An 18,923-nucleotide genomic window follows, 5' to 3' on the forward strand; every position below is an offset into this window, starting at 1 on the left:
AACGGCGGCGCACGCACGGGCGTGAGGTCCGGCAGGAGGAGGCGTGAGCGGTGGAGGTTCCCCTGGTGGTCGGCATCGACGGGTCGGAGGCGAGCCTTGAGGCGGTGGACTGGGCCGCCGACGAGGCACTCCGGCACGAGCTGCCGCTCCATCTCCTGCACGCGGCCGCGGCGGAGCAGGCGGCGCCCGACCCGGTCGCCGTCGCCTCGGAGCGAGCGAGGAAGAGTGCCCCCGCGGTACGGCTGTCGAGCGAGGTCCTGTCCGAGGACGCGGCGTCCGCCCTGGTGGTCAGCGGGCGCAACGCCTTCGCGCTGGTACTCGGCTCCAGAGGGCTCGGGGACCTCGCCGGGCTGCTGCTGGGTTCGGTCAGCCTGGCTGTGGCCGCCCATGCCGACTGCCCGGTCATCGTGGTGCGCGGCGGGGCGGAGCACCGGAACGGCCGGTTCGGGAGGGTTGTTGTCGGCGTCGAGGACGGGGAGGGCAGTGGCACCGCCGTGCGGTTCGCGTTCCGCGAGGCCCACGCACGGCGCTGTCGGCTCGTGGCGGTGCACGCCTGGAGTGTCCCGGTCGGAAACCCCGGGCCGCCGGGCCTGTCCGGATACGCCCTCCGCGCCCTCGACCGCGCGCCTGCGCAGGTGCTGGCCGACGCACTGGGCGATTCCGCGCGGCGGTACAGGGACGTTCCGGTGAGCAGCGAGGTGGTCGAGGGCCCGGCCCGGCAGGCGCTCCTGGACGCGGCGTCCGACGCCGATCTGCTCGTCGTCGGCGCCCGCAGGCGACACGGGCACGTCGGCTTGCAGCTGGGCCTGGTCAACCACGCCGTGCTGCATCACGCCCCGTGCCCTGTCGCGGTCGTTCCGCAGATCTGACCGGCGTACGGGTCTGACCGGCGTACGGGCCGGGTGGGCCGAGTGGTCGGTTACCGGGGACCTTCGGCCCCGTGACCGGGAGGTGTCGCCGTTGGAAGGTGGTGGGCGAGGCAGAGGTGGTGGGGGGACGCACCAGCAGCGACAGCTGGAGGCCAGAGCATGAGTGCACAGGACTCGCCGCACGCATCCGACCCCCGCCGGCCGGACCACGAGCACCTGCCCAGGGGCGCGAACCCGCTGCGGCATACGACCGACCGGATCGAAGCCTGGTGGTCCGGATTCCTGCTGCTCGTGCTCGTCCTCGGACTGCCGATGGCTTCGGTGAGCGCGGGGCTGGCGGCGTACGGGTCCGCGATGCGTGCCGTCCAGGCCCAGACCGCGGAGCGGCACCAGGTCACCGCCCGGCTGACCCCGGACCCCGACGCGGCACGGGTCAGCGCCGCGGACGAGAAGCAGAAGGTGCGGCTCAGCTGGACGGGCGAAGACGGCGAGCGGCGGACGGGAACAGCCTATGTGTCGCAGGACGAGGCCGAGCGCTCCACCCTGCGGATCTGGGTCGACCGGGAAGGAACCGTCAAGGCTCCGCCGATGTCCGCGGGCGACGCGCAGGCCACCGGCTGGGTGATGGGCGGCATGACGGCGGTCGGTGTGTACGTCGTCCTCGTCGCCGCGCGAAAGAGCATGCGTCTGGCGCTGGACCGCAGTCGGTACGCACGGTGGGACACCGAGTGGGACTTGGTGGAGCCCCAGTGGTCCGCACGGTTCGGAAGGTGAACGAGCTCGTGGCGCCCTGCCGGTGTCCAGGAGGAGGTGACGCGGATGTCCTCGGCGACGACCACTGATCTGTACGAGGTCACGATGGCGATGTCGTACCTGCGGGAGGGGATGAGCGGCCCGGCGACGTTCAGCCTGTTCGTCCGCGACCTGCCGCCGGGCCGGGGTTTCCTGGTGGCCGCGGGCCTGGAGTCGTCACTGGACTTCCTGTCCGGCTTCCGGGTCGGAGCCGAGGACGTCGACGCCTTCGCCTCGGCACTGCACCGGCCGCCACGCGACCTGGCCCCGCTGCTCGGAACGGAGTTCACCGGACAGGTGAGGGCGGTCCCGGAGGGGCGGATCGTGCTCGCCGGAGAGCCGCTGCTGGAGGTGACTGCTCCGCTTCCGCAGGCGCAGCTGGTCGAGACCTATCTGCTCAACCAGGTCAGCCACCAGACGACGATCGCCTCGAAGGCCGCACGGTGCGTTCTGGCAGCGGCAGGACATCCGGTGGTGGACTTCTCCCTGCGGCGTACCCACGGCCCCCAGGCGGGTTACCAGGCCGCCCGGCTGAGCGGGATGGTCGGCTTCGCCGGAACGAGCAACGTCGCCGCGGCCACCGCCGAGGGGCTGCCCGCCGTCGGCACGATGGCCCACTCCTACATCGAGGCGTTCGGGACGGAGGAGGCGGCCTTCCGCGCCTTCGCCCGCGCGCACCCCGGGCCGTTGACGCTCCTGGTCGACACCTACGACACCGAGGCAGGGGTCCGGGTCGCGGCGCGGGTGCTGCGAGACCTCGACCAGGCGGCCCGTGGGCCCGGCTCGGCCGTACGGCTGGACAGCGGCGACCTCGGAGCCCTGGCGTCACGGGCCCGCGCCCTCCTCGACGCGGCCGGACTGCCGGACGTACGGATCGTCGCCAGCGGCGGCCTCGACGAGTACTCCGTGGACGATCTGGTCCGCTCCGGAGCCCCCATCGACGTCTACGCCGTCGGCACCCGCGTCGGAGTCTCGGCCGACGCCCCGTACCTCGACTCCGCGTACAAGATGGTCGAGTACGACGGCCGGCCGGTGATGAAGCTCTCCTCGGCCAAAGTGACCGCCCCCGGGGCGAAGCAGGTGTTCCGCCGCCCCGGATACGCCGACGTGATCGGGCTCCGCGATGAGCCGCCCCCCGACGGGGGCCTGCCGTTGCTGGAGCCGGTGATGCGGAACGGGAAGCGCACCGCCGGGCGCCCCGATCCGGCGGAGCGGGACGAGAGATACGCCGCGGACCTGGCCGGGCTCCCTCCTGCGGCCCGCCGGATCCGGGCCCCCGTCGCGCCACGGGCGGCGACGTCCGCACGGCTGACCGCTCTCGCCGCCGAGGTCCGGCGCCGTATCGAGGGCGAGCTCCTGGCCGCGGCCGCGGACCCGCGAAGCCACGAGCGGAGTGCGTCCGGATCACAGAGGTCCGCACCGGGACGAGGAGGAAAGTGATGGCACATACCGTGGAATGGAAGGTTCGCCTCCACCTCTTCGAGGATGAGGGAACGACCAAGGCACGTGCGGTGCTGAACACCGGCACCACGGAGCTCACCGGGCACGGGGCCGCCCACCGTAACCCCGCGGACACGGAGGTTCCGGAGATCGGTGACGAACTGGCGGCGGGCAGGGCCATGCACGACCTCGGCCGGCAGCTGGTGGGTGCCGCGCAGCGTGACATCGAGGGCATGGGCGCCGGTGCGACCGAGGGGTGGGCTCCCCCGGAGACCGGCTGGCCGATGCCGGAGCAGCAACAAGGATGATGACGTGGATCACCGACTGGAGGTCCCGGCCGAGGACCTGCGCAGCAGATCGGCCTCGGACACCACGCCGATGGGGTGGTCCAGATCGCCGCATGTCGCCTCTCCGTTCCGGGTGGAGACAGCCGGTGGGCGGTGTTGGCCGGGTGCCGAGCGGGTCTGGAGCCATGCACGCGCAGGGCGTCGCGGATGGTGGCGGACCGGCCGCGCGGCCACGGGGATCGGCGGAGCCCTCATCCCGTGCGGTGGCACGCCGTGCGTGGGACGTTGGGAACAGCAGGCATTCTGAGGAAACGGCGGCGATCATGCGAGCTCAACTCGGCGATCAACTCGTGGTCGAGAGCCCTGCCACCGGCGTCACCAGGCGCGACGGCGAGGTTGTCGGACTCCACCACGAGGATGGAACGCCTCCCTACGACGTGCGCTGGTCCGACACGGACGAGGTGACGCTCGTCTTCCCCGGGCCCGACGCGCACATCCGTCACATCGAGCACAGGCCCGGGAGCGCTCACGAGCCTTCCCGGCCCCCCACGGACCGGACGGGCGGGCAGCGTCGCGCAGGGCCCGGCGGGACCCCGCCGGGCCGGCCGCCCAATCCCGGTGACATCGGCCGCCGCGTCGCCACCGAACGCACCCGCCGAGGCCTGAGTCGGGAGGAGACGGCCCGCCGCGCCAGAATGGCACCGGAGTACCTGGCCTATCTCGAGGAACAGCCGGCCGACCCGACCACGGCCAGTCTCATCAACCTGGCCGACGCGCTGGGCACCAGCCTCGCCGCCCTGCGCGGGGGTGGCGTCGATCTGCCGCCCGGCCAGGGCGAGGCGCTGCTGCATCCCCGACTGCGGGACCTCGACCCCGACGAATGCCGGTCCCTGCTGTCCACGCACGGCGTGGGACGCGTCGCGGTCACGACATCGGACGGTCCGGCGGTGGTCCCGGTGAACTACGAGGTCGTCGACGACGCGATCGCGTTCCGGACCGCGCCGGGCTCGGTCCCGGCGGCGGCCGTGGGATCGGAGGTCGCCTTCGAGGTCGACCATGTGGACGAGGCCATGAGCCAGGGCTGGAGCGTGCTCGTCGTCGGACCCGCGCGGGCTGTCACCGATCCCGACGCGGTGCGCGAGTTGACCGATCACGCCCACACCACGCCCTGGGCAGGGGGCGAACGCGAGATGTGGGTGTCGATCCGGCCCACGCGCGTCACCGGACGGCGCATCACTCCGGCCGAGCAGTGAGGGAGGGAGGAGCCGGCCGAGCAGTGAGGGAGGAGCGCCGTCCGGGCCCGCATCGCCGCACCCTCACCCCGTGTCCTGCGGGCCGCCCGGAGCGGGGGACTCGCCGGTGAGCCGGGGATCGACGTCCACGACTCCCTCGATGGCGCGCACGAGGCGCACGGCGACCGAGATGAGCGAGGTGTCGCGGATGTGTCCACGGAGGGTGACGACGCCCTCGTGGACGTTCACGTGGATGGCGTGGCTGAAGGCCGGGAAGAGGTAGGACACCACGGTGCGTCGCACCTCCTCCTCGATGTCCTCGTCCGGCCGCAGGAAGACCTTCAGCAGATCGGCACGGCTGACCATGCCCTGGAGCATGCCCAGGTCGTCGACCACCGGCAGCCGCTTGACGTGCCGGACGGCCATGATCCTGGCCGCCTGGGCCAGAGTGGCGTCGGGGTGGACGGTGACCGCGGGAGTGCTCATGAGCTCCGCCGCCGACAAGGCCCCGGCCTTGGCGATGTCGGACAGGCGCCCGCGTTGTTCGTAGAGGCTCGGATCGCCCTCGCGGAACTCCTCCTTGGGCAGCAGGTCGGCCTCCGAGACGACGCCGATGACGCGCCCTTCACCTTCCAGGACCGGCATGGCGCTGACCCGCCACTGCTCCATGGTCCGCACGATCTCCTTGAAGGGCGCGTCGCGTCCGACGGCCACGACCGTCTGGGTCATCACATCGCTCACGATGTGCGGGGTCTCAGGCACTGCGGCCCCTCCTCTCGCCTCGTCAGGGCATTTCGCCCGCGCCGTGGGGCGCGTACAGGTCGAGCAGCCGTTCCCGGGAGGACCTGAGCCGGCGTGCGAGCACGCCGACGACGTAGGTGCACAGCTCGTGATCCAGCACAGGGTCCTTCGCGCACATCGCACGAACGGTCGCCGCGTCGAACTCGTAGGCGCGCACCGGGCTGGCGGCCTCGGCTCCCAGGTGCCAGTGATGGGGAGGAACCAGCCAGGACCAGCCCAGCAGTTTCCCGGCGCCGAGGGTCTCGATGATCGCCGCGCGTCGGCCGGGCACATGCAGGTCCAGGGCGACCGTGCCCGTGTGGATGATCCAGAAGCGGTCGGCCTGGCCGCCTTCGTCGAAGATGCGATCGCCCGTCCCGAACGACACCTCCCGAGCGACCGACATGAGCAGCTCGCGATGTTCCTCGGTCATGGCGCCGAAAACGCCGGTTCTCACCACCACAGCGGCCGTCCCTTCTTCGTGATCTCGAAGCGGATCGGGCTCCTGTCCGGTCACCGACGTCTCAGCACGCGGCCCATGCGCCCGGTCATGGCGGCGCGGTGGTGGCCGTATGACTCCACGATCGCCGCAAACCGACGGGGCGCAACCCGGGCCGAGGCCCGCCGGACGTCGATCCGCGTGTCGCGGTGGGCCCGGCGCGGTGCGACGGTGTTCACAGGAGGCTCTCGCAGTGGCCGGCCGGGCAGAGAGGCGGTGGGGATCATGACGCTCCCCTTGGTCGTGGGTGTCGACGGTTCGGAGTCCAGCCTGCGGGCTGTGGACTGGGCGGCGGACGAGGCGACGCGCCACGGGCTACCGCTACGGGTTGTCTACGCCTCCTTGTGGGAGCGCTACGAAGGAAGCCGCCCTTCCTTCACCACCGACCGCCCGTCCGAAGAGATCATGGCGGAGCACATCGCCGCGTCCTGCGCGGAACGCGCCCAGCTCCGCAGCCCGGAGCTGAAGGTGTCGGGCGAGGTGCTGCCCGACGACGCCGTGTCCGCGCTGCTGCACGCGGGCCAGGAATCCTCCGCCCTGGTCACGGGCTCCCGCGGCCGCGGCGAGATCGCCGGGCTGCTGCTGGGGTCGGTGAGTCTCGCGGTGGCCGCCAGAGCGGTCTGCCCGGTCATCGTGGTCCGCGGCGGGGAACAGAACCGGCAGGGCTCCTTCGGCCGCGTCGTGGTCGGCGTGGGCGGCCCCGCCGAGGGCTCGGCCGCCGTACGGTTCGCCGTCCGCGAGGCCGAGGCGCGCGGTTGCGCGTTGCATGCCGTACGGGCCTGGCGCCGTCCCGCTCATGAGCACGTGGACCACCCTCTGGTCGCGGACGACGCCGCCCGTGCGAACGAGGAACGGGCCTCCACCTTCCTCACCGACGCCCTCCGCGACGCCGTACGGCAACAGCCCCGGGTCGACGTGCACCGCCAATCGGTGGAGGGCCCCGCCCACAAGGTCCTTCTGGAGGCGTCGGCCGACGCCGACCTGATGGTCGTCGGTGCGCTCAGGCGGCACGGCCATCCCGGTCTGCAACTCGGCAGGGTCGCCCACACGCTGCTGCATCACGCGGACTGCCCGGTGGCGGTCGTCCCGCAGCGCGCCTGAACTCCGGCCGAGGGCCGCGCTCCTCCTGCCCGACCGGGCCGTCACCGTCGCACCGGGAGAGACGCGCACGCTGCTTCCGCGGGAGGACTGATCCACGGGAATCGAGGGCGGGGGGCCGTTGGGCCCACACGGCGCACCCCGACCGGCCCCTGGGACCGGGCCATGGGCCGCTGGATGCTCGAAGTGCCGAGGAGTTTCGAGGAGGCCCGCGATGACGGACGACGACCGCAGCCGACCCATGGTTCACGCCCTGCTCGCGGACGGCACCACCGTGTGCATCCGGGCCGTGACGCCGAGGGACCGTGCACAGCTCCAGGGGTTGTACGAGGAGATGTCCCCGGAGCATCTCCGGATGCGGTTCTTCGCCGCGAGCCGGCGCTCCGCCGCGATGGCGGCCGACCGGGCCTGTGCGCCGCCGCGCCCCGGATACCGGGCGCTCCTGGCCGAGACGCACGGCCAGGTGATCGGCCTGGCCGAGTACGAGACCGGCGAGGACAAGGCATCGGCCGAGATCTCCGTCGCCGTGGCCGAGGGACTGCACCACCGGGGCGTCGGCACCCTCCTCGTGGAACATCTGGTCTCGGCTGCCCGCGCGGACGGCGTCAGCACGTTCACCGCTGACGCGCTCAGCGAGAACCGCCAAGTGCTCCGGCTCTTCGCCGATCTGGGACTGCGTACGGCCCGTCACTTCGAGGGCCCTGAGGTGCGCTGCACCATCGAGCTCGCGGAGGATGAGACGTACCTGTCCACGGTGGAGACACGTGGTCGGGCCGCGGATGTGGCCAGCCTGGTGCCGCTGCTGCGGCCGGACGCCATCGCGGTGGTCGGTGCCGGGCGCAGGCCCGGGTCGGTGGGACGGGCTCTCCTGCACCATCTGCACGCGGGTGGTTACACCCGGCACCTGTACGCAGTGAACCCCGCCGCGAGCTCGATCCTCGGCGTCCCTTCCCACCCGTCGGTCGGTGCCCTGCCCAGGATCCCCGACCTCGCGGTGCTCGCCGTGCCCGCCGCCGTGGTCCCGGCGGTCGCCGAGGAGTGCGGGAAGGCGGGCGTACGCGCCCTGCTCGTCGTCACCGCCGGGCTGGACGCGGACCAGGCCCGGGCCCTGCTGGCCGCCTGCCGTTCGCACGGCATGCGGCTGGTGGGCCCCAACTGCCTCGGCATCTCCAACACCGACCCGGAGCTGAAGCTCGACGCGACCTTCGCCGCCGGCCATCCGCGCCCGGGCACGGCCGGTGTCGCCGTACAGTCCGGCGGGGTCGGCATCGCGCTGCTCGACGGCCTGTCCCGGCTGGGCATCGGCGTCTCGTCCTTCGCCTCCCTCGGCGACAAGTACGACGTCAGCGGCAACGACATGCTCCAGTGGTGGGAGAGCGACGGCACCACCGACCTCGCCCTGCTGCACCTGGAGTCGTTCGGCAACCCGCGCGCCTTCTCCCGCACCGCCCGGCGCGTCACCCGCCGCCTGCCCGTGCTCACCGTGGACGCGGGCCGCACCGAGGCGGGCCGGCGCGCCGCCGCCTCCCACACCGCGGCCGCCGCCACCCGCACCATGACCCGCGGGGCCCTGTTCACGCAGGCCGGTATCACCGCCACCCGGTCGATCGGTGAGCTCCTGGAGACCGCCGCCCTGATGCACTCCCAGCCGCTGCCCGCGGGACCGCGCGTGGCGATCGTCACCAACGCGGGCGGAGCCGGTGTCCTCGCCGCCGACGCGTGTGCCGAGGCCGGACTGTCCCTGCCCCCGCCGACCCCGGCACTGATCGACGACCTGCTCGCCGTCCTCCCGGACGGCGCGGCGGCCGGCAACCCCGTCGACGCCACCGCCGCCGTCACGGAGGAGCAGCTCAAGGACTGCGTGGACCGGATCATGCGGTACCCGGGCATCGATGCCGTACTGCTGGCCCTTGTTCCCACCGCGGTGGCCGAGGCGACCGGTGACGACCTGATCCGGGCCCTCACCGACGCTCCCGGTCACCGGGCACGTCCGGTGGCCGCCGTACGTCTCGAACAGGATCTGCCCGTCAGGCTGTTGCCCGCCGCGGACGGCGGCACCATCCCCTCGTACGCCGAACCCGGGGCAGCGGCAAGGGCTTTGGCGCACGCGGCCCGCCGTTCGGCGTGGCTGAGCCGCCCGGCGGGGACGATCCCGACACTGGTCCAGGTCGATTCGGCCCGCGCGCACGCGGTCGCCGAGGCGTACCTGACCGCGCACGCGGACGGCGGCTGGCTCGACCCGCGCACCTGCGCCGAACTGCTCGCCTGCTACGGCATCCCGCAACTGCCCTGGGCCTGGGCCGAGACCGAGGACGACGCAGTCCTGGCGGCCGAGCGGCTGCGCGGTGCCGACGGCCGGGTGGTCCTGAAGGCACACTGGCCGGGCCTGCTCCACAAGAGTGAACAGCGCGCCGTTCATCTCGATCTCCAGGGAGATGCCCAGGTGCGTGCCGCCTTCCGCGACTTCGAGACCCGGTTCGCCGGACTCATGACCGGAGTGGTGGTCCAGCCGCTCGCCGCGCGCGGCACCGAACTGTTCGCGGGCGTGATGCAGGACCAGGTCTTCGGCCCGCTCGTCCTCTTCGGGCTCGGCGGCACCGCGACCGAGGTCTTGGCCGACCACGCTGCCCGGCTCGCCCCGCTCACCGACCACGACGTGCACGACCTGATCACGGCCCCGCGCTGCGCCCCGCTGCTGTTCGGCACGCACGGCGGCGGACCGGTCGACCTCGAAGGGCTCGAACAACTGCTCCTGCGCCTGTCCCGCATGGCGAGCGACCTGCCGCAGCTCGCCGAAGCCGACTTCAACCCCGTCCTCGCGACACCCGGCGAGGTCACCGTGCTGGACGCACGCGTGCGCCTGCTGCCGCGCATGCCACAGGACCCCTACCTGCGCCGACTGCGCTGAGGAGGAAGGCGAAGGCAGGTGAAGCACAACACGTGCGGTCACGCTCGACGGCCCTGTGGAGCGCACGAGCGTGCGGCCGGACGGCCCGGCCCGGCACGGCCGGACGGCCCGGCCCGGCACGGTGTGGCGCGCAGGGAGGGACTGACGGTCGAGGCGATGCCCGCCCGGTCCGTCACGTTCGGCGGTTGCCTGGAGGAGGGGGCCAAGGGTTCATCGCCCGGAAGATCGTCTGGGAACGCGGCCACAGCGGGGCGATCAGGCCCGCTCTTCCGGAGTGGTCGTCTCCGAGCCGCCCAGGTCCAGGCGGAACGGCGGGTACTTGTCCGTCATCAGAGTGGCGTACGCGGCGACCCGCAGGACCCAGCGGTTGAGGCCGACGATCAGGTCGAACAGGTCCTTCGGATACTTCTCGGTGAAGGCCAGGATCACGGCCGCGATGAGCGTCAGCACCCCGATCAGGCCGCCGGACGACCAGCCGAGGTGGGAGCCACCGGTGAAGAAGGCGATGACGAGGTAGTGCGGGATGGCCAGGAGCCACCACTTCACCAGCACCAGGCCGCGGGAGAGCCGCTCCGGGTAGGCGATGTCCAGCCGTGCCGGGTAATCCGGTTCCTCGCCCAGGCTGAACGGCGGGTACCGGTCGGTGCCCAGGGTGTCGTACGAGTAGTAGGCGACCCGCCAACTCCAGCGCATCACTCCCAGGTTGAAGTCGAACAGGGCGCGGGGGTAGCGCTCGGTGAACAGGATGGCGAAGAACGCGATCACGGTCACCACGGTGAAGGCGATCCAGAGGAAACACAGCACCACGTAGTGGGGAATGGCGAGGATCCACTTCACGAGCCACAGCCATCGGGACAGTGGCGTGTCGATACGCGCGTTCACCTGGACCGGGCTGTCCGGAAATCCCACCGGGGTCGTCATGATGATCAGCTCCTTCGCTCCGGCGTCTGAGTCGCCGGGTGGGCTCATGACCAGCCTGGCCGCTTCCGCGTCACCCCGCGAGGGCAGGGTGGGCCCGTCCGGGGACCTGTCGGCCCGTACAGCCGCCGGTTCGGGGCACGCTCGGCCCGGAGCGCCCCGCCCGGTCCGGCAACGGGGACCGGGCTGCCCATGCGGACGGCGGCCGTCACGGGCAGGCTGGAGGAATGAGGTCACTCCGTTCGAGGGCGGCCACCCAGGGGCGTCCCACCGTCCTCGGCACCGACGTCCCCAGGGACAGCGGGTGGCCGCGCGCAGGAGCCCGGTCGCTGCTGGTCCCCCCACCGGCACCCGCAAGGCCCAGGAAGGGATCGTCATGAAAGCACTCGTATTCCACGGTTCCGGCAAGTCCGCCTGGGAGGAGGTCGCGGACCCGGGGCTGCAGGAGGCCACCGACGCGATCGTCCGCGTCGACGCCGTGACCATCTGTGGGACCGACCTGCACATCCTCAAGGGCGATGTGCCGGAGGTACGCCCCGGCACGGTGCTCGGGCACGAAGCCGTCGGCGAGATCGTCGAGGTGGGCGGCGACGTGCGCGGTGTCCGGCCCGGCGACCGTGTCCTGGTCTCGTGCATCACGGCGTGCGGCCGCTGCCGCTTCTGCCGGGAGAGCGCGTACGGGCAGTGCCGGGGCGGCGGAGGCTGGATCCTCGGCCACCTGATCAACGGCACCCAGGCCGAGTACGTCCGTGTGCCGTACGCGGATCTGTCCGTGTACCCGCTCCCCGGTTCGGTGGACAGCAAGGACGCCGTCCTGCTGGCCGACATCTTCCCCACCGCCTACGAGGTCGGTGTGCTGAACGGGCACGTGCGCCCCGGAGACACCGTCGTGGTGGTCGGAGCGGGGCCCATCGGCCTCGCCGCGATCGCCACCGCGCAGCTGTACACGCCCGAGAAGATCATCGCCGTGGATCTCGCCCCGTCCCGGCTGGACGCCGCCAAGCGTCTGGGCGCCGATGCCGTGGCCGCCGCGGGTGAGGAGGCCGAGCAGTTGGTCGCCGACCTCACCGAAGGGCTCGGCGCCGACGTGGTCATCGAAGCGGTCGGGGTGCCGGAGAGTTTCGAGACGTGCACGCGCATGGTGCGGCCCGGCGGGCATGTGGCCAATATCGGCGTACACGGCAAGCCCGCGACACTGCACCTCGAAGATCTGTGGATCAGGAACGTGACGATCACGACGGGCCTGGTCGACACCCGTTCCACTCCCACGCTGCTGCGCATGATGGCCGCCGGCCGGCTGTCCGCGGCGTCCATGGTCACCCACACGTTCCCGCTGGACCGGATGGAGGAGGCGTACGACGTCTTCTCGCGGGCCGGCGACACCGGTGCGCTCAAGGTCGTTCTCGGCGAGCCGCAGCACGATGTGCTGACGGTCCGAGCGTCCTGACAGGTCCGAGCGTCCTGACAGGAGGGCGGCCGGCGGCTGCGGCCGCGGGCGTGTGCTCTTCCCGCCCGTCTTCCGCCTCGCGCGGGCCTTTCCTGAAAACCGGTGCTCCGTCCCGGGCCCCTCGGCCTTCATTGGAACGCGGCGTGGATCTCCTGCTCGGTGGCGGTGTGGGAGACCAGCAGGAGTTCGTCGCCGGCTCGGAGTGTGAACGTCGGTGTGGGGACGGTCGGTTGCCCGTCGCGGACGATGGTGGCGATGACGGTGCCGTCGGGCAGCGGTACGTCGGCGAGGGCGTGGCCCGCGGTGCGGGACTGCGGGGTGATCGCGGTTTCGATGACATCGACGCCCGCCTTGCTCAGCCGCAGGAGGGCGACCGTGTCGGTGGCGCCGGTGGCCTCCTCGATGAGGGAGATCAGCGGGGTGGCGGCGGGGACGGCGACGTCGACGCCCCAGCGCTCGTCGAACAACCAGGCGTTCTCGGCGTCGTTGACGCGGGCGGCGACGCGGTCCACGGCGAACTGCCGTTTGGCGAGCAGACTGATGACGAGGTTGTCCTCGTCGTCGCCGGTGGTGGCGATGACGAGGTCGGCGGTGAGGGCTCCCGCGTGTTCCAGGAGGGCGGGTTCGCAGGCGTCGCCGGCGACCAGGCGGAGGGGGAGGCGGCCCTCCAGCTCGGCGACGCGGTCGTCATCGGCGTCGATCAGCGTCACCTCGTTGTGGGCGGCGGCGAGCACCTGGGCGACCTGGGTGCCGAGCCGTCCGGCCCCTGCGATGAGCACGTTCATGTCCCCAGCTCCTTGTCCAGGAAGCCGCGCAGCCTGCCCAGCGCGGTGGCGGCGACGGCGAAGGTGACCAGATCACCCGGGCGCCCGGTGGTGCTGTGGGCGGGGACGAGGGAGTGGCCGCCACGGGTGACCTCGACGACGCGGATCTCGCCGTCGACATCGAACTCGGCCAGTCGCCGCCCGGTCAGATAGGCCGGCAGCTCGGAGCGGTAGAGCAGGGTCTCGCCGTTGCCGAAGCTGATCTCGGGGGAGAGGTGGCGGTGCAGCAGCATCCGGTGGATCCGGTGGACCGTCCAGCGGACGCTGCCGATGGTGGGGATGCCGAGCTCACGGTAGATGTCGGCGCGTCGGGGGTCGTGGATGCGGGCGAGGACGTTCGGCACCCGGTAGGTCTCCTTCGCCGTCCGCGCGCTGACGATGTTGCTGTTGTCCCCGGAGGTGACGGCCACGAAGGCGTCGGCGTGCTCGATACCGGCCGCCTCCAGTACGGCCCGGCTGTAGCCGTTTCCTTCGTGGAAGTGGATGCGGGAGGTGTCGGGCAGCCGCCGGGCCGCCTTGGGGCACCGGTCGACGACGTGCACGTCGTGCCCCTCGGCGGCGAGCTGGACGGCGAGTGCGGAACCCACTCGTCCGCAGCCCACGATGATCACTCTCATCGGTTCACCCCTTTCCGGGCCTCGGCCCGGTGGTGACGAAGCCATCCCTTGCGGGCCTCGTCCGCCAGCAGCGGCAGTACTCCGAGTCCGGCCAGGAGCGCCCAGTCCCCGGCGGCCAGCGGCGCGGTGTTGAAGACCGCCTGCAGCACGGGGAGGTAGCTGATCGCGGCCATGAAGGCGATGCCGAGGAATCCGGCGGCCAGCAGCGCGGGGTTGGACAGCAGCCCGGCCTTCAGGACGCTCTGTCGGTCCGTGCGCATCGCGAGAGAGATGAAGAACTGGCTGAGTACGATCCCGGCCTGGACCATGGTGACCGCCTCCCGGTAGACGGGATCGTCCTCGGTGAAGTCGCCGAAGGGGATACCCGCGGAGTTGATGTGCCAGAAGAACACGGCGGACACGCCGAGAGCCTGGATGCCGCCCAGGAACAGAATCCGGCCCACCACCGCGGCCGAGAACAGCGGCTCGCGGCGGGAGCGCGGCGGGCGGTCCATCACGTCGGCTTCCGGCGGCTCCGCGCCCAGCGCCAGGGCGGGCAGCACGTCGGATCCCAGGTCGATGGCCAGGATCTGTACCGCGCTGATGGGCACCAGCGGGAACCCGGCGAACGTGGCGGCCAGGATCGGGCCGAGCTCACCGATATTGCTGGAGAACACGTAGACGAGGAACTTGCGGATGTTCTGGTAGACCGAGCGGCCCAGTCGCACCGCCGTGGCGATGGAGGCGAAGGAGTCGTCCAGCAGCACCATCGACGCGGCCTCCCGGGCGACGTCGGTGCCCGAGGCCCCCATCGCGACGCCGATGTCCGCGTGTTTGAGCGCCGGGGCGTCGTTGGCGCCGTCCCCGGTGACCGCCACCACCTCGCCGCGCCGCTGGAAGGCGGTGACCACACGCATCTTGTGTTCCGGGCTGACCCGGCACAGCAGCAGCTCCGACGACTCGGCCGACAGAGCGTCCAGCGCGTCGCCGTCCAGGGTGTCGAGCCGGGCGCCGGTCACCACGAGGGGAGTGGGCCCGAGCACGATGCCCACCCGGCGGGCGACCGCCTCGGCGGTCAGCGGATGGTCGCCGGTGACCATGACGATGCGGATACCGGCCCGACGGCAGGCCCTGACCGCGTCGGTGACCTCGGGCCGCGGCGGGTCGAGCATGCCGACCAGGCCGAGCAACGTCAGTCCGGACTCCGCCTCCGCCTGCGTGGGACGGGGCCCGGACACCTCTCGCCACGCCACGGCCAGCACCCGCAGCCCCTGGGACGCGAGCTCGTCGCTCGCGGCGACGACGGCCGCGCGCGTCTCCTCGGTCAGCGGCCGGCGCTCGCCCTCCCACGCGATCGCCGTGCAGCGGGCCAACAGCTCCGAGGGCGCTCCCTTGGCATACGCGTGGTGGCCCGCACCGCCGCGGTGCACCGTCGTCATCAGCTTGCGCTCCGAGTCGAAGGGGAACTCGGTGACGCGCGGGGTCGCCACTTCCGCCGCGTCCAGGTCGACACCGGCCTTGGCGGCGGCGACGAGCAGCGCTCCCTCGGTGGTGTCGCCGAGCACCCGCCAGCGCCTGAGGTCCGTCGGCGGGACGAGCCGGGCATTGCAGCACAGCCCCGCCACGCGCAGCAGCTCACGCACCGCGGCCGGCTCGTGCACCTCGCCGACGGGTGCGTACCCCACCCCCGTCACGGGGTGCAGGAGACCGTCGGCCCACACCTCGGCGACCGTCATCTCCGCCTGGGTGAGCGTGCCGGTCTTGTCGGTGCAGATCACGGTCGTCGAGCCCAGCGCCTCCACCGCGAGCAGCTGCTTGACCAGCGCGTGCCGCCGCGCCATGCGCCGCACGCCGATCGCCAGCGACACCGAGAGCGTCGCGGGCAGCCCCTCCGGAACGAGCGCGACCATGACTCCGAGGGCGAACACGAACAGCGGGACCAGCGGCTCCCCGGTGGGGAGTCGAACAGCGAACATCAGGGCGCCGATCGCCAGTGCCGCCCCAGCCACGCGCCGGGCCATCGAGGCCACCTGAAGCTGCAGCGGGGTCTTCTGTCGCGGCGCCGCCGCGGCCAGGCGGTAGATCTTCCCGAACTCCGTCTCCGCGCCGGTGGCGAAGACCACGGCCCTGCCCGACCCGGCGACGACGTCCGTGCCCATGAACAGGCAGTTGCGGGCCTCCAGCAGCGGTCCGGCCGACACCGGTTCGGCCGTGCGGCCGACGGCGTTGCTCTCCCCGGTCAACGGAGCGTTGTTCACTGACAGTTCATGCGCCTCCACGACGCGGCAGTCGGCCGACACCGCGTCCCCGGCCTCCATCACCACCACGTCCCCGGGCACCAGCTCGCGGACCGGCAGCTCCAGCCGCACACCGTCGCGCAGCGCCCGGCACGTGTGCGGCACCATCGCCTGCAGGGACTCGGCCGTGCGCTCCGCCGAGTACTCCTGGGCGAAACCGATGCCGGCGTTCAGCACCACCACGCCGAGAATGGCGAAGGCGAGCTGCAGGGTACCCACGTCACGGGGCTGCTCCAGCGTGTACGCGACGAAGGTGATCCCCGAGGCGACGATCAGCACCATCGCGAACAGGTCCGTGAACTGTGACCCCAGCTGCCGCCACACACGCGTGCGACCCGAGCGCGGCAGCTCGTTGGCCCCATACCGGTCCAGCCTCGTCCGCGCCTCCGTCGCCGACAGTCCCCGTGCCGAGGTGTCCAAGGAGGTGAAGACGTCGTCGGAGGGCAGCCCCTGAACGGTCGACGCCGCTTCCGGACCGGGCCCGGCGTCGGCCGGCCGGTCACCCCGGCCGCCGGGCGCCGTGGCCTTCGCGCCGACGCTCATCGTCTCCGCCCGCAGGACGCCACCCACCGGTCCGGAGGCCCGGCCAGTGGCCCCCGTGCGGCTGGGGCGAACGTCTTGGCCGAGGCTTGCATCGCGAGCTCCTGGGCACTGGGAAGCGTTTCGGCGTGGCCCCTTGCGGGACGACGACCACCATCCTTGGACCTGCCTGCCGCACACCACCAGGGCCGTCCGGGCCCGGAACGCGGGCCGTTCGTCGCGTCACCGCCGACCCCGCCACGGGCGTCGGCTGCCCGTCCGAACTCGCGATGGCCGATCCCCGGGGTTGTTCCCGCACCGCGGTCGAGCCCTGCCACCAGCCTGATGCCTGGCGCCACCCGCCGCCACGTCAGCGTGTTCGTCGTCCCGAGGCCGAGCCCGAGGCCGAGCCCGAGCCCGAGCCCGAGGCCGAGGCCGAGCCGCGTCCGCGGACCATCGACGCATCGACCCCGCCCGGGCGCTTGAGGCGGGCCGCCCGGCGACCGATGCCTGCTCTGGGACTTGTCGTCGAAGCCTGATCGCAGGAGGTCATGATGGAACGGCTCACGGAGCGGGTGGCGATCGTCACCGGCGGTGCACGGGGAATCGGAGCCGCGACCGCGCGGCTGCTCGCGGCCGAGGGCGCCGCCGTGGTGGTCGCCGACGTCCTGGACGCCGAGGGCGCGGCGCTGGCCACGGAACTCGGCGGCCGGACCCGGTACACGCACCTCGACGTCACCAGCGAGGAAGGCTGGAAGGCGGTGGTGTCGGAAACGGAACGTGAGCTGGGACCGGTCTCGGTGCTGGTCAACAACGCCGGGATCGTCGAGTGGGCCACCATCGAGGAACAGACCCTGGAGTCGTTCCGCCGGGTCGTCGACGTCAACCTGCAGGGCGCCTGGCTGGGCATCCGCACCGCTGTGCCGTCGTTGCGCCGGGCCGGCGGCGGCGTGATCGTGAACATGTCCTCCAGCGCGGGGCTGACCGGCTACGCCGGCGTCGGCTCGTACGTGGCCAGCAAATGGGGACTGCGCGGTCTGACGAAGACCGCGGCGCTGGAACTCGGTGCCGACCGGATCCGGGTCTGCTCCGTCCACCCCGGTGTCGTACACACCGCGATGACGGCCGACATCGAAGAGTCGTTCGCCTCCGGACAGCCCATCCCGCGCTTCGGGGAGCCGGAGGAGGTCGCCCGCATGGTCGTGTTCATCGTCGCCGAGGCCACCTACTCGACGGGCACCGAGTTCGTTCTCGACGGTGGCGCGACCAGCGGAACTCCGGCTGTCCTGCCGTCGGCCCACTGACGTGGACGCCGGGCTCCGTCGATCCGTTTTCCCCGGGCGGGCGAGCCCGCCCGGGGAAACAATGGAACGGGACAGGCCGCCGCATGCAGGACCTTCGGCCCCCTGGACGGAGGCTTGTCGGCCCTGGCTCCCGTCCGGCCGGGATGACAGCGTGAACCGTGCGCGCCGTCCAGGCACCGCTGCGGCAGGAGAAGTCATGAAGGACACCGCTGTACGCAATGAGGTGATCGTCGGGATCGACCCGCGCGGGCAGGCCGTTCCGGCGCTCGCCTGGGCGGTCGACGAGGCTGTCCGCAGGCGGTCGCCCCTCCGGCTCGTGCTGGCGGTGCCGCCGCCGCCCGGCGAGCAGCACATCGACACATCCTGGCGTCGGTCGATGCTCAAAGCCCAGGGCGAAGACGCCCTCGCCGAGGCGGTCGCCACGGTGCGGGCGCTGGACGCGGACGTGCCCGTGGAGACGGAACTGCTCGACGGTACGCCGTCCGTGGTGCTCTGCCAGAAGGCGCGGTCGGCCCGGTTGGTCGTCGTCGGTTCCCGTCGGCTCAGCCGACCGGAGGAACTCCTCAGCGCGGGCTCGGTGGCCGTACCGGTCAGTGCCCGGGCGGACTGCCCGGTGGTCGTGGTCAGGGAGCCGGAGCACGCGGGGGAGCGGCATCCCCATCTCGTCGTGGGCGTCGACGGAAGCGAATCGTCCAAGGCCGCCGTGGAGTTCGCCGTGGAAGAGGCGGCGCTGCACGGCGCTGCCCTGCGCGCCGTGTGGGTGTGGCGGCGGCCCGTCGTGTCCTTCGGAGACGAAACGACGGGGCTCGACGAACGGCGCCGGATCCTGTCCGAGACCGTGGCGGGGTGGGCGGAGAAGTACCCGGATGTGCGGATCACCTGTGACGTGGTGCGCGGCCACCCGGTGGAGGAACTGGCTCTCGCTTCGGCCGACGCCCTGCTGGTCGTCGTCGGCAGGCAGGGGCGCGGAGGCTACTCCGGCATGAGACTGGGATCGGTGGTCCACGGCCTGCTGCACCGGGCGGAGTGCCCGGTGATCACCGTGCCCGAGTCCCGGCACGGCTGAGCCGAGGGTGGACCGGCCGGAGAACCGGAACCGGACGGGACAGCTCG

At 72.2% G+C, this 18,923-nt stretch carries 16 protein-coding genes; 10 read left to right on the plus strand and 6 right to left on the minus strand.

Annotated features, from left to right (window positions below; all coding sequences use genetic code 11):
- Nucleotides 1–50 precede the first annotated feature (50 nt).
- From OG202_RS36430 to OG202_RS36450, 5 genes are all read left to right on the plus strand, one after another.
- Nucleotides 51–869: a universal stress protein gene (locus OG202_RS36430; protein WP_326576047.1), complete on the plus strand. Its 819-nt coding sequence runs from the start codon at nucleotides 51–53 to the stop codon at nucleotides 867–869.
- A gap of 159 nt (nucleotides 870–1,028) precedes the next feature.
- Nucleotides 1,029–1,643 (plus strand): Rv1733c family protein, encoded by a 615-nt coding sequence (locus OG202_RS36435; RefSeq protein WP_328224179.1) that lies wholly within the window; start codon nucleotides 1,029–1,031, stop codon nucleotides 1,641–1,643.
- Between the two features lie 45 nt (nucleotides 1,644–1,688).
- A complete protein-coding gene (locus OG202_RS36440) occupies nucleotides 1,689–3,101 on the plus strand; it encodes a nicotinate phosphoribosyltransferase (protein WP_405895525.1) in 1,413 nt (470 codons plus the stop codon).
- Entirely contained in the window at nucleotides 3,101–3,409 is a 309-nt protein-coding gene (locus tag OG202_RS36445; RefSeq protein ID WP_326576041.1) for a DUF1876 domain-containing protein, read from the plus strand. The genes OG202_RS36440 and OG202_RS36445 overlap by 1 nt, the downstream gene beginning before the upstream one ends.
- Before the next feature lie 302 nt (nucleotides 3,410–3,711).
- Complete coding sequence (locus tag OG202_RS36450) at nucleotides 3,712–4,641, plus strand: pyridoxamine 5'-phosphate oxidase family protein (protein WP_326576039.1); 930 nt, start codon at nucleotides 3,712–3,714, stop codon at nucleotides 4,639–4,641.
- A gap of 63 nt (nucleotides 4,642–4,704) precedes the next feature.
- Here the strand turns inward: OG202_RS36450 and OG202_RS36455 are convergent, their stop codons facing one another.
- Together OG202_RS36455 and OG202_RS36460 are read right to left on the minus strand one after the other, a co-directional pair.
- Nucleotides 4,705–5,382, minus strand: a complete 678-nt coding sequence (locus tag OG202_RS36455; protein WP_327727472.1) for a CBS domain-containing protein — start codon at nucleotides 5,380–5,382, stop codon at nucleotides 4,705–4,707.
- 22 nt (nucleotides 5,383–5,404) lie between these two features.
- Nucleotides 5,405–5,833: a cyclic nucleotide-binding domain-containing protein gene (locus OG202_RS36460; protein WP_328224760.1), complete on the minus strand. Its 429-nt coding sequence runs from the start codon at nucleotides 5,831–5,833 to the stop codon at nucleotides 5,405–5,407.
- A 291-nt stretch (nucleotides 5,834–6,124) separates the two neighbouring features.
- Here OG202_RS36460 and OG202_RS36465 point away from each other — a divergent pair, with 291 nt between their 5' ends.
- A complete protein-coding gene (locus tag OG202_RS36465) occupies nucleotides 6,125–7,000 on the plus strand; it encodes a universal stress protein (RefSeq protein WP_327727471.1) in 876 nt (291 codons plus the stop codon).
- A 211-nt stretch (nucleotides 7,001–7,211) separates the two neighbouring features.
- Complete coding sequence (locus OG202_RS36470) at nucleotides 7,212–9,905, plus strand: bifunctional acetate--CoA ligase family protein/GNAT family N-acetyltransferase (RefSeq protein WP_328224180.1); 2,694 nt, start codon at nucleotides 7,212–7,214, stop codon at nucleotides 9,903–9,905.
- Between the two features lie 255 nt (nucleotides 9,906–10,160).
- Here OG202_RS36470 and OG202_RS36475 read toward each other — a convergent pair whose 3' ends face one another.
- On the minus strand, nucleotides 10,161–10,826 hold the full coding sequence (locus OG202_RS36475) for a DUF4389 domain-containing protein (protein ID WP_326576031.1): 666 nt from the start codon (nucleotides 10,824–10,826) through the stop codon (nucleotides 10,161–10,163).
- 373 nt (nucleotides 10,827–11,199) lie between these two features.
- On the opposite strand from OG202_RS36475, the gene OG202_RS36480 reads away from it, so the two are divergent.
- Nucleotides 11,200–12,270: a zinc-dependent alcohol dehydrogenase family protein gene (locus tag OG202_RS36480; protein WP_327727469.1), complete on the plus strand. Its 1,071-nt coding sequence runs from the start codon at nucleotides 11,200–11,202 to the stop codon at nucleotides 12,268–12,270.
- A gap of 128 nt (nucleotides 12,271–12,398) precedes the next feature.
- Here the strand turns inward: OG202_RS36480 and OG202_RS36485 are convergent, their stop codons facing one another.
- From OG202_RS36485 to OG202_RS36495, 3 genes are read right to left on the minus strand one after another with little or no spacing between them, the layout of a single operon-like run.
- Nucleotides 12,399–13,055, minus strand: a complete 657-nt coding sequence (locus tag OG202_RS36485; RefSeq protein ID WP_327727468.1) for a potassium channel family protein — start codon at nucleotides 13,053–13,055, stop codon at nucleotides 12,399–12,401.
- On the minus strand, nucleotides 13,052–13,711 hold the full coding sequence (locus OG202_RS36490; RefSeq protein ID WP_328224181.1) for a potassium channel family protein: 660 nt from the start codon (nucleotides 13,709–13,711) through the stop codon (nucleotides 13,052–13,054). The genes OG202_RS36485 and OG202_RS36490 overlap by 4 nt, the downstream gene beginning before the upstream one ends.
- Complete coding sequence (locus OG202_RS36495; RefSeq protein ID WP_328224182.1) at nucleotides 13,708–16,530, minus strand: cation-translocating P-type ATPase; 2,823 nt, start codon at nucleotides 16,528–16,530, stop codon at nucleotides 13,708–13,710. Before OG202_RS36495 ends, OG202_RS36490 begins: the two co-directional genes overlap by 4 nt.
- A gap of 530 nt (nucleotides 16,531–17,060) precedes the next feature.
- On the opposite strand from OG202_RS36495, the gene OG202_RS36500 reads away from it, so the two are divergent.
- A complete protein-coding gene (locus OG202_RS36500; protein WP_326585582.1) occupies nucleotides 17,061–17,810 on the plus strand; it encodes an SDR family oxidoreductase in 750 nt (249 codons plus the stop codon).
- A 196-nt stretch (nucleotides 17,811–18,006) separates the two neighbouring features.
- Nucleotides 18,007–18,876 carry a universal stress protein gene (locus OG202_RS36505; protein ID WP_328224183.1) on the plus strand — a complete coding sequence of 290 codons (870 nt, stop codon included), beginning with the start codon at nucleotides 18,007–18,009 and terminating at the stop codon, nucleotides 18,874–18,876.
- Nucleotides 18,877–18,923 lie beyond the last annotated feature (47 nt).

The organism is Streptomyces sp. NBC_00310 (assembly GCF_036208085.1).
Taxonomy (GTDB): Bacteria; Actinomycetota; Actinomycetes; order Streptomycetales; family Streptomycetaceae; genus Streptomyces.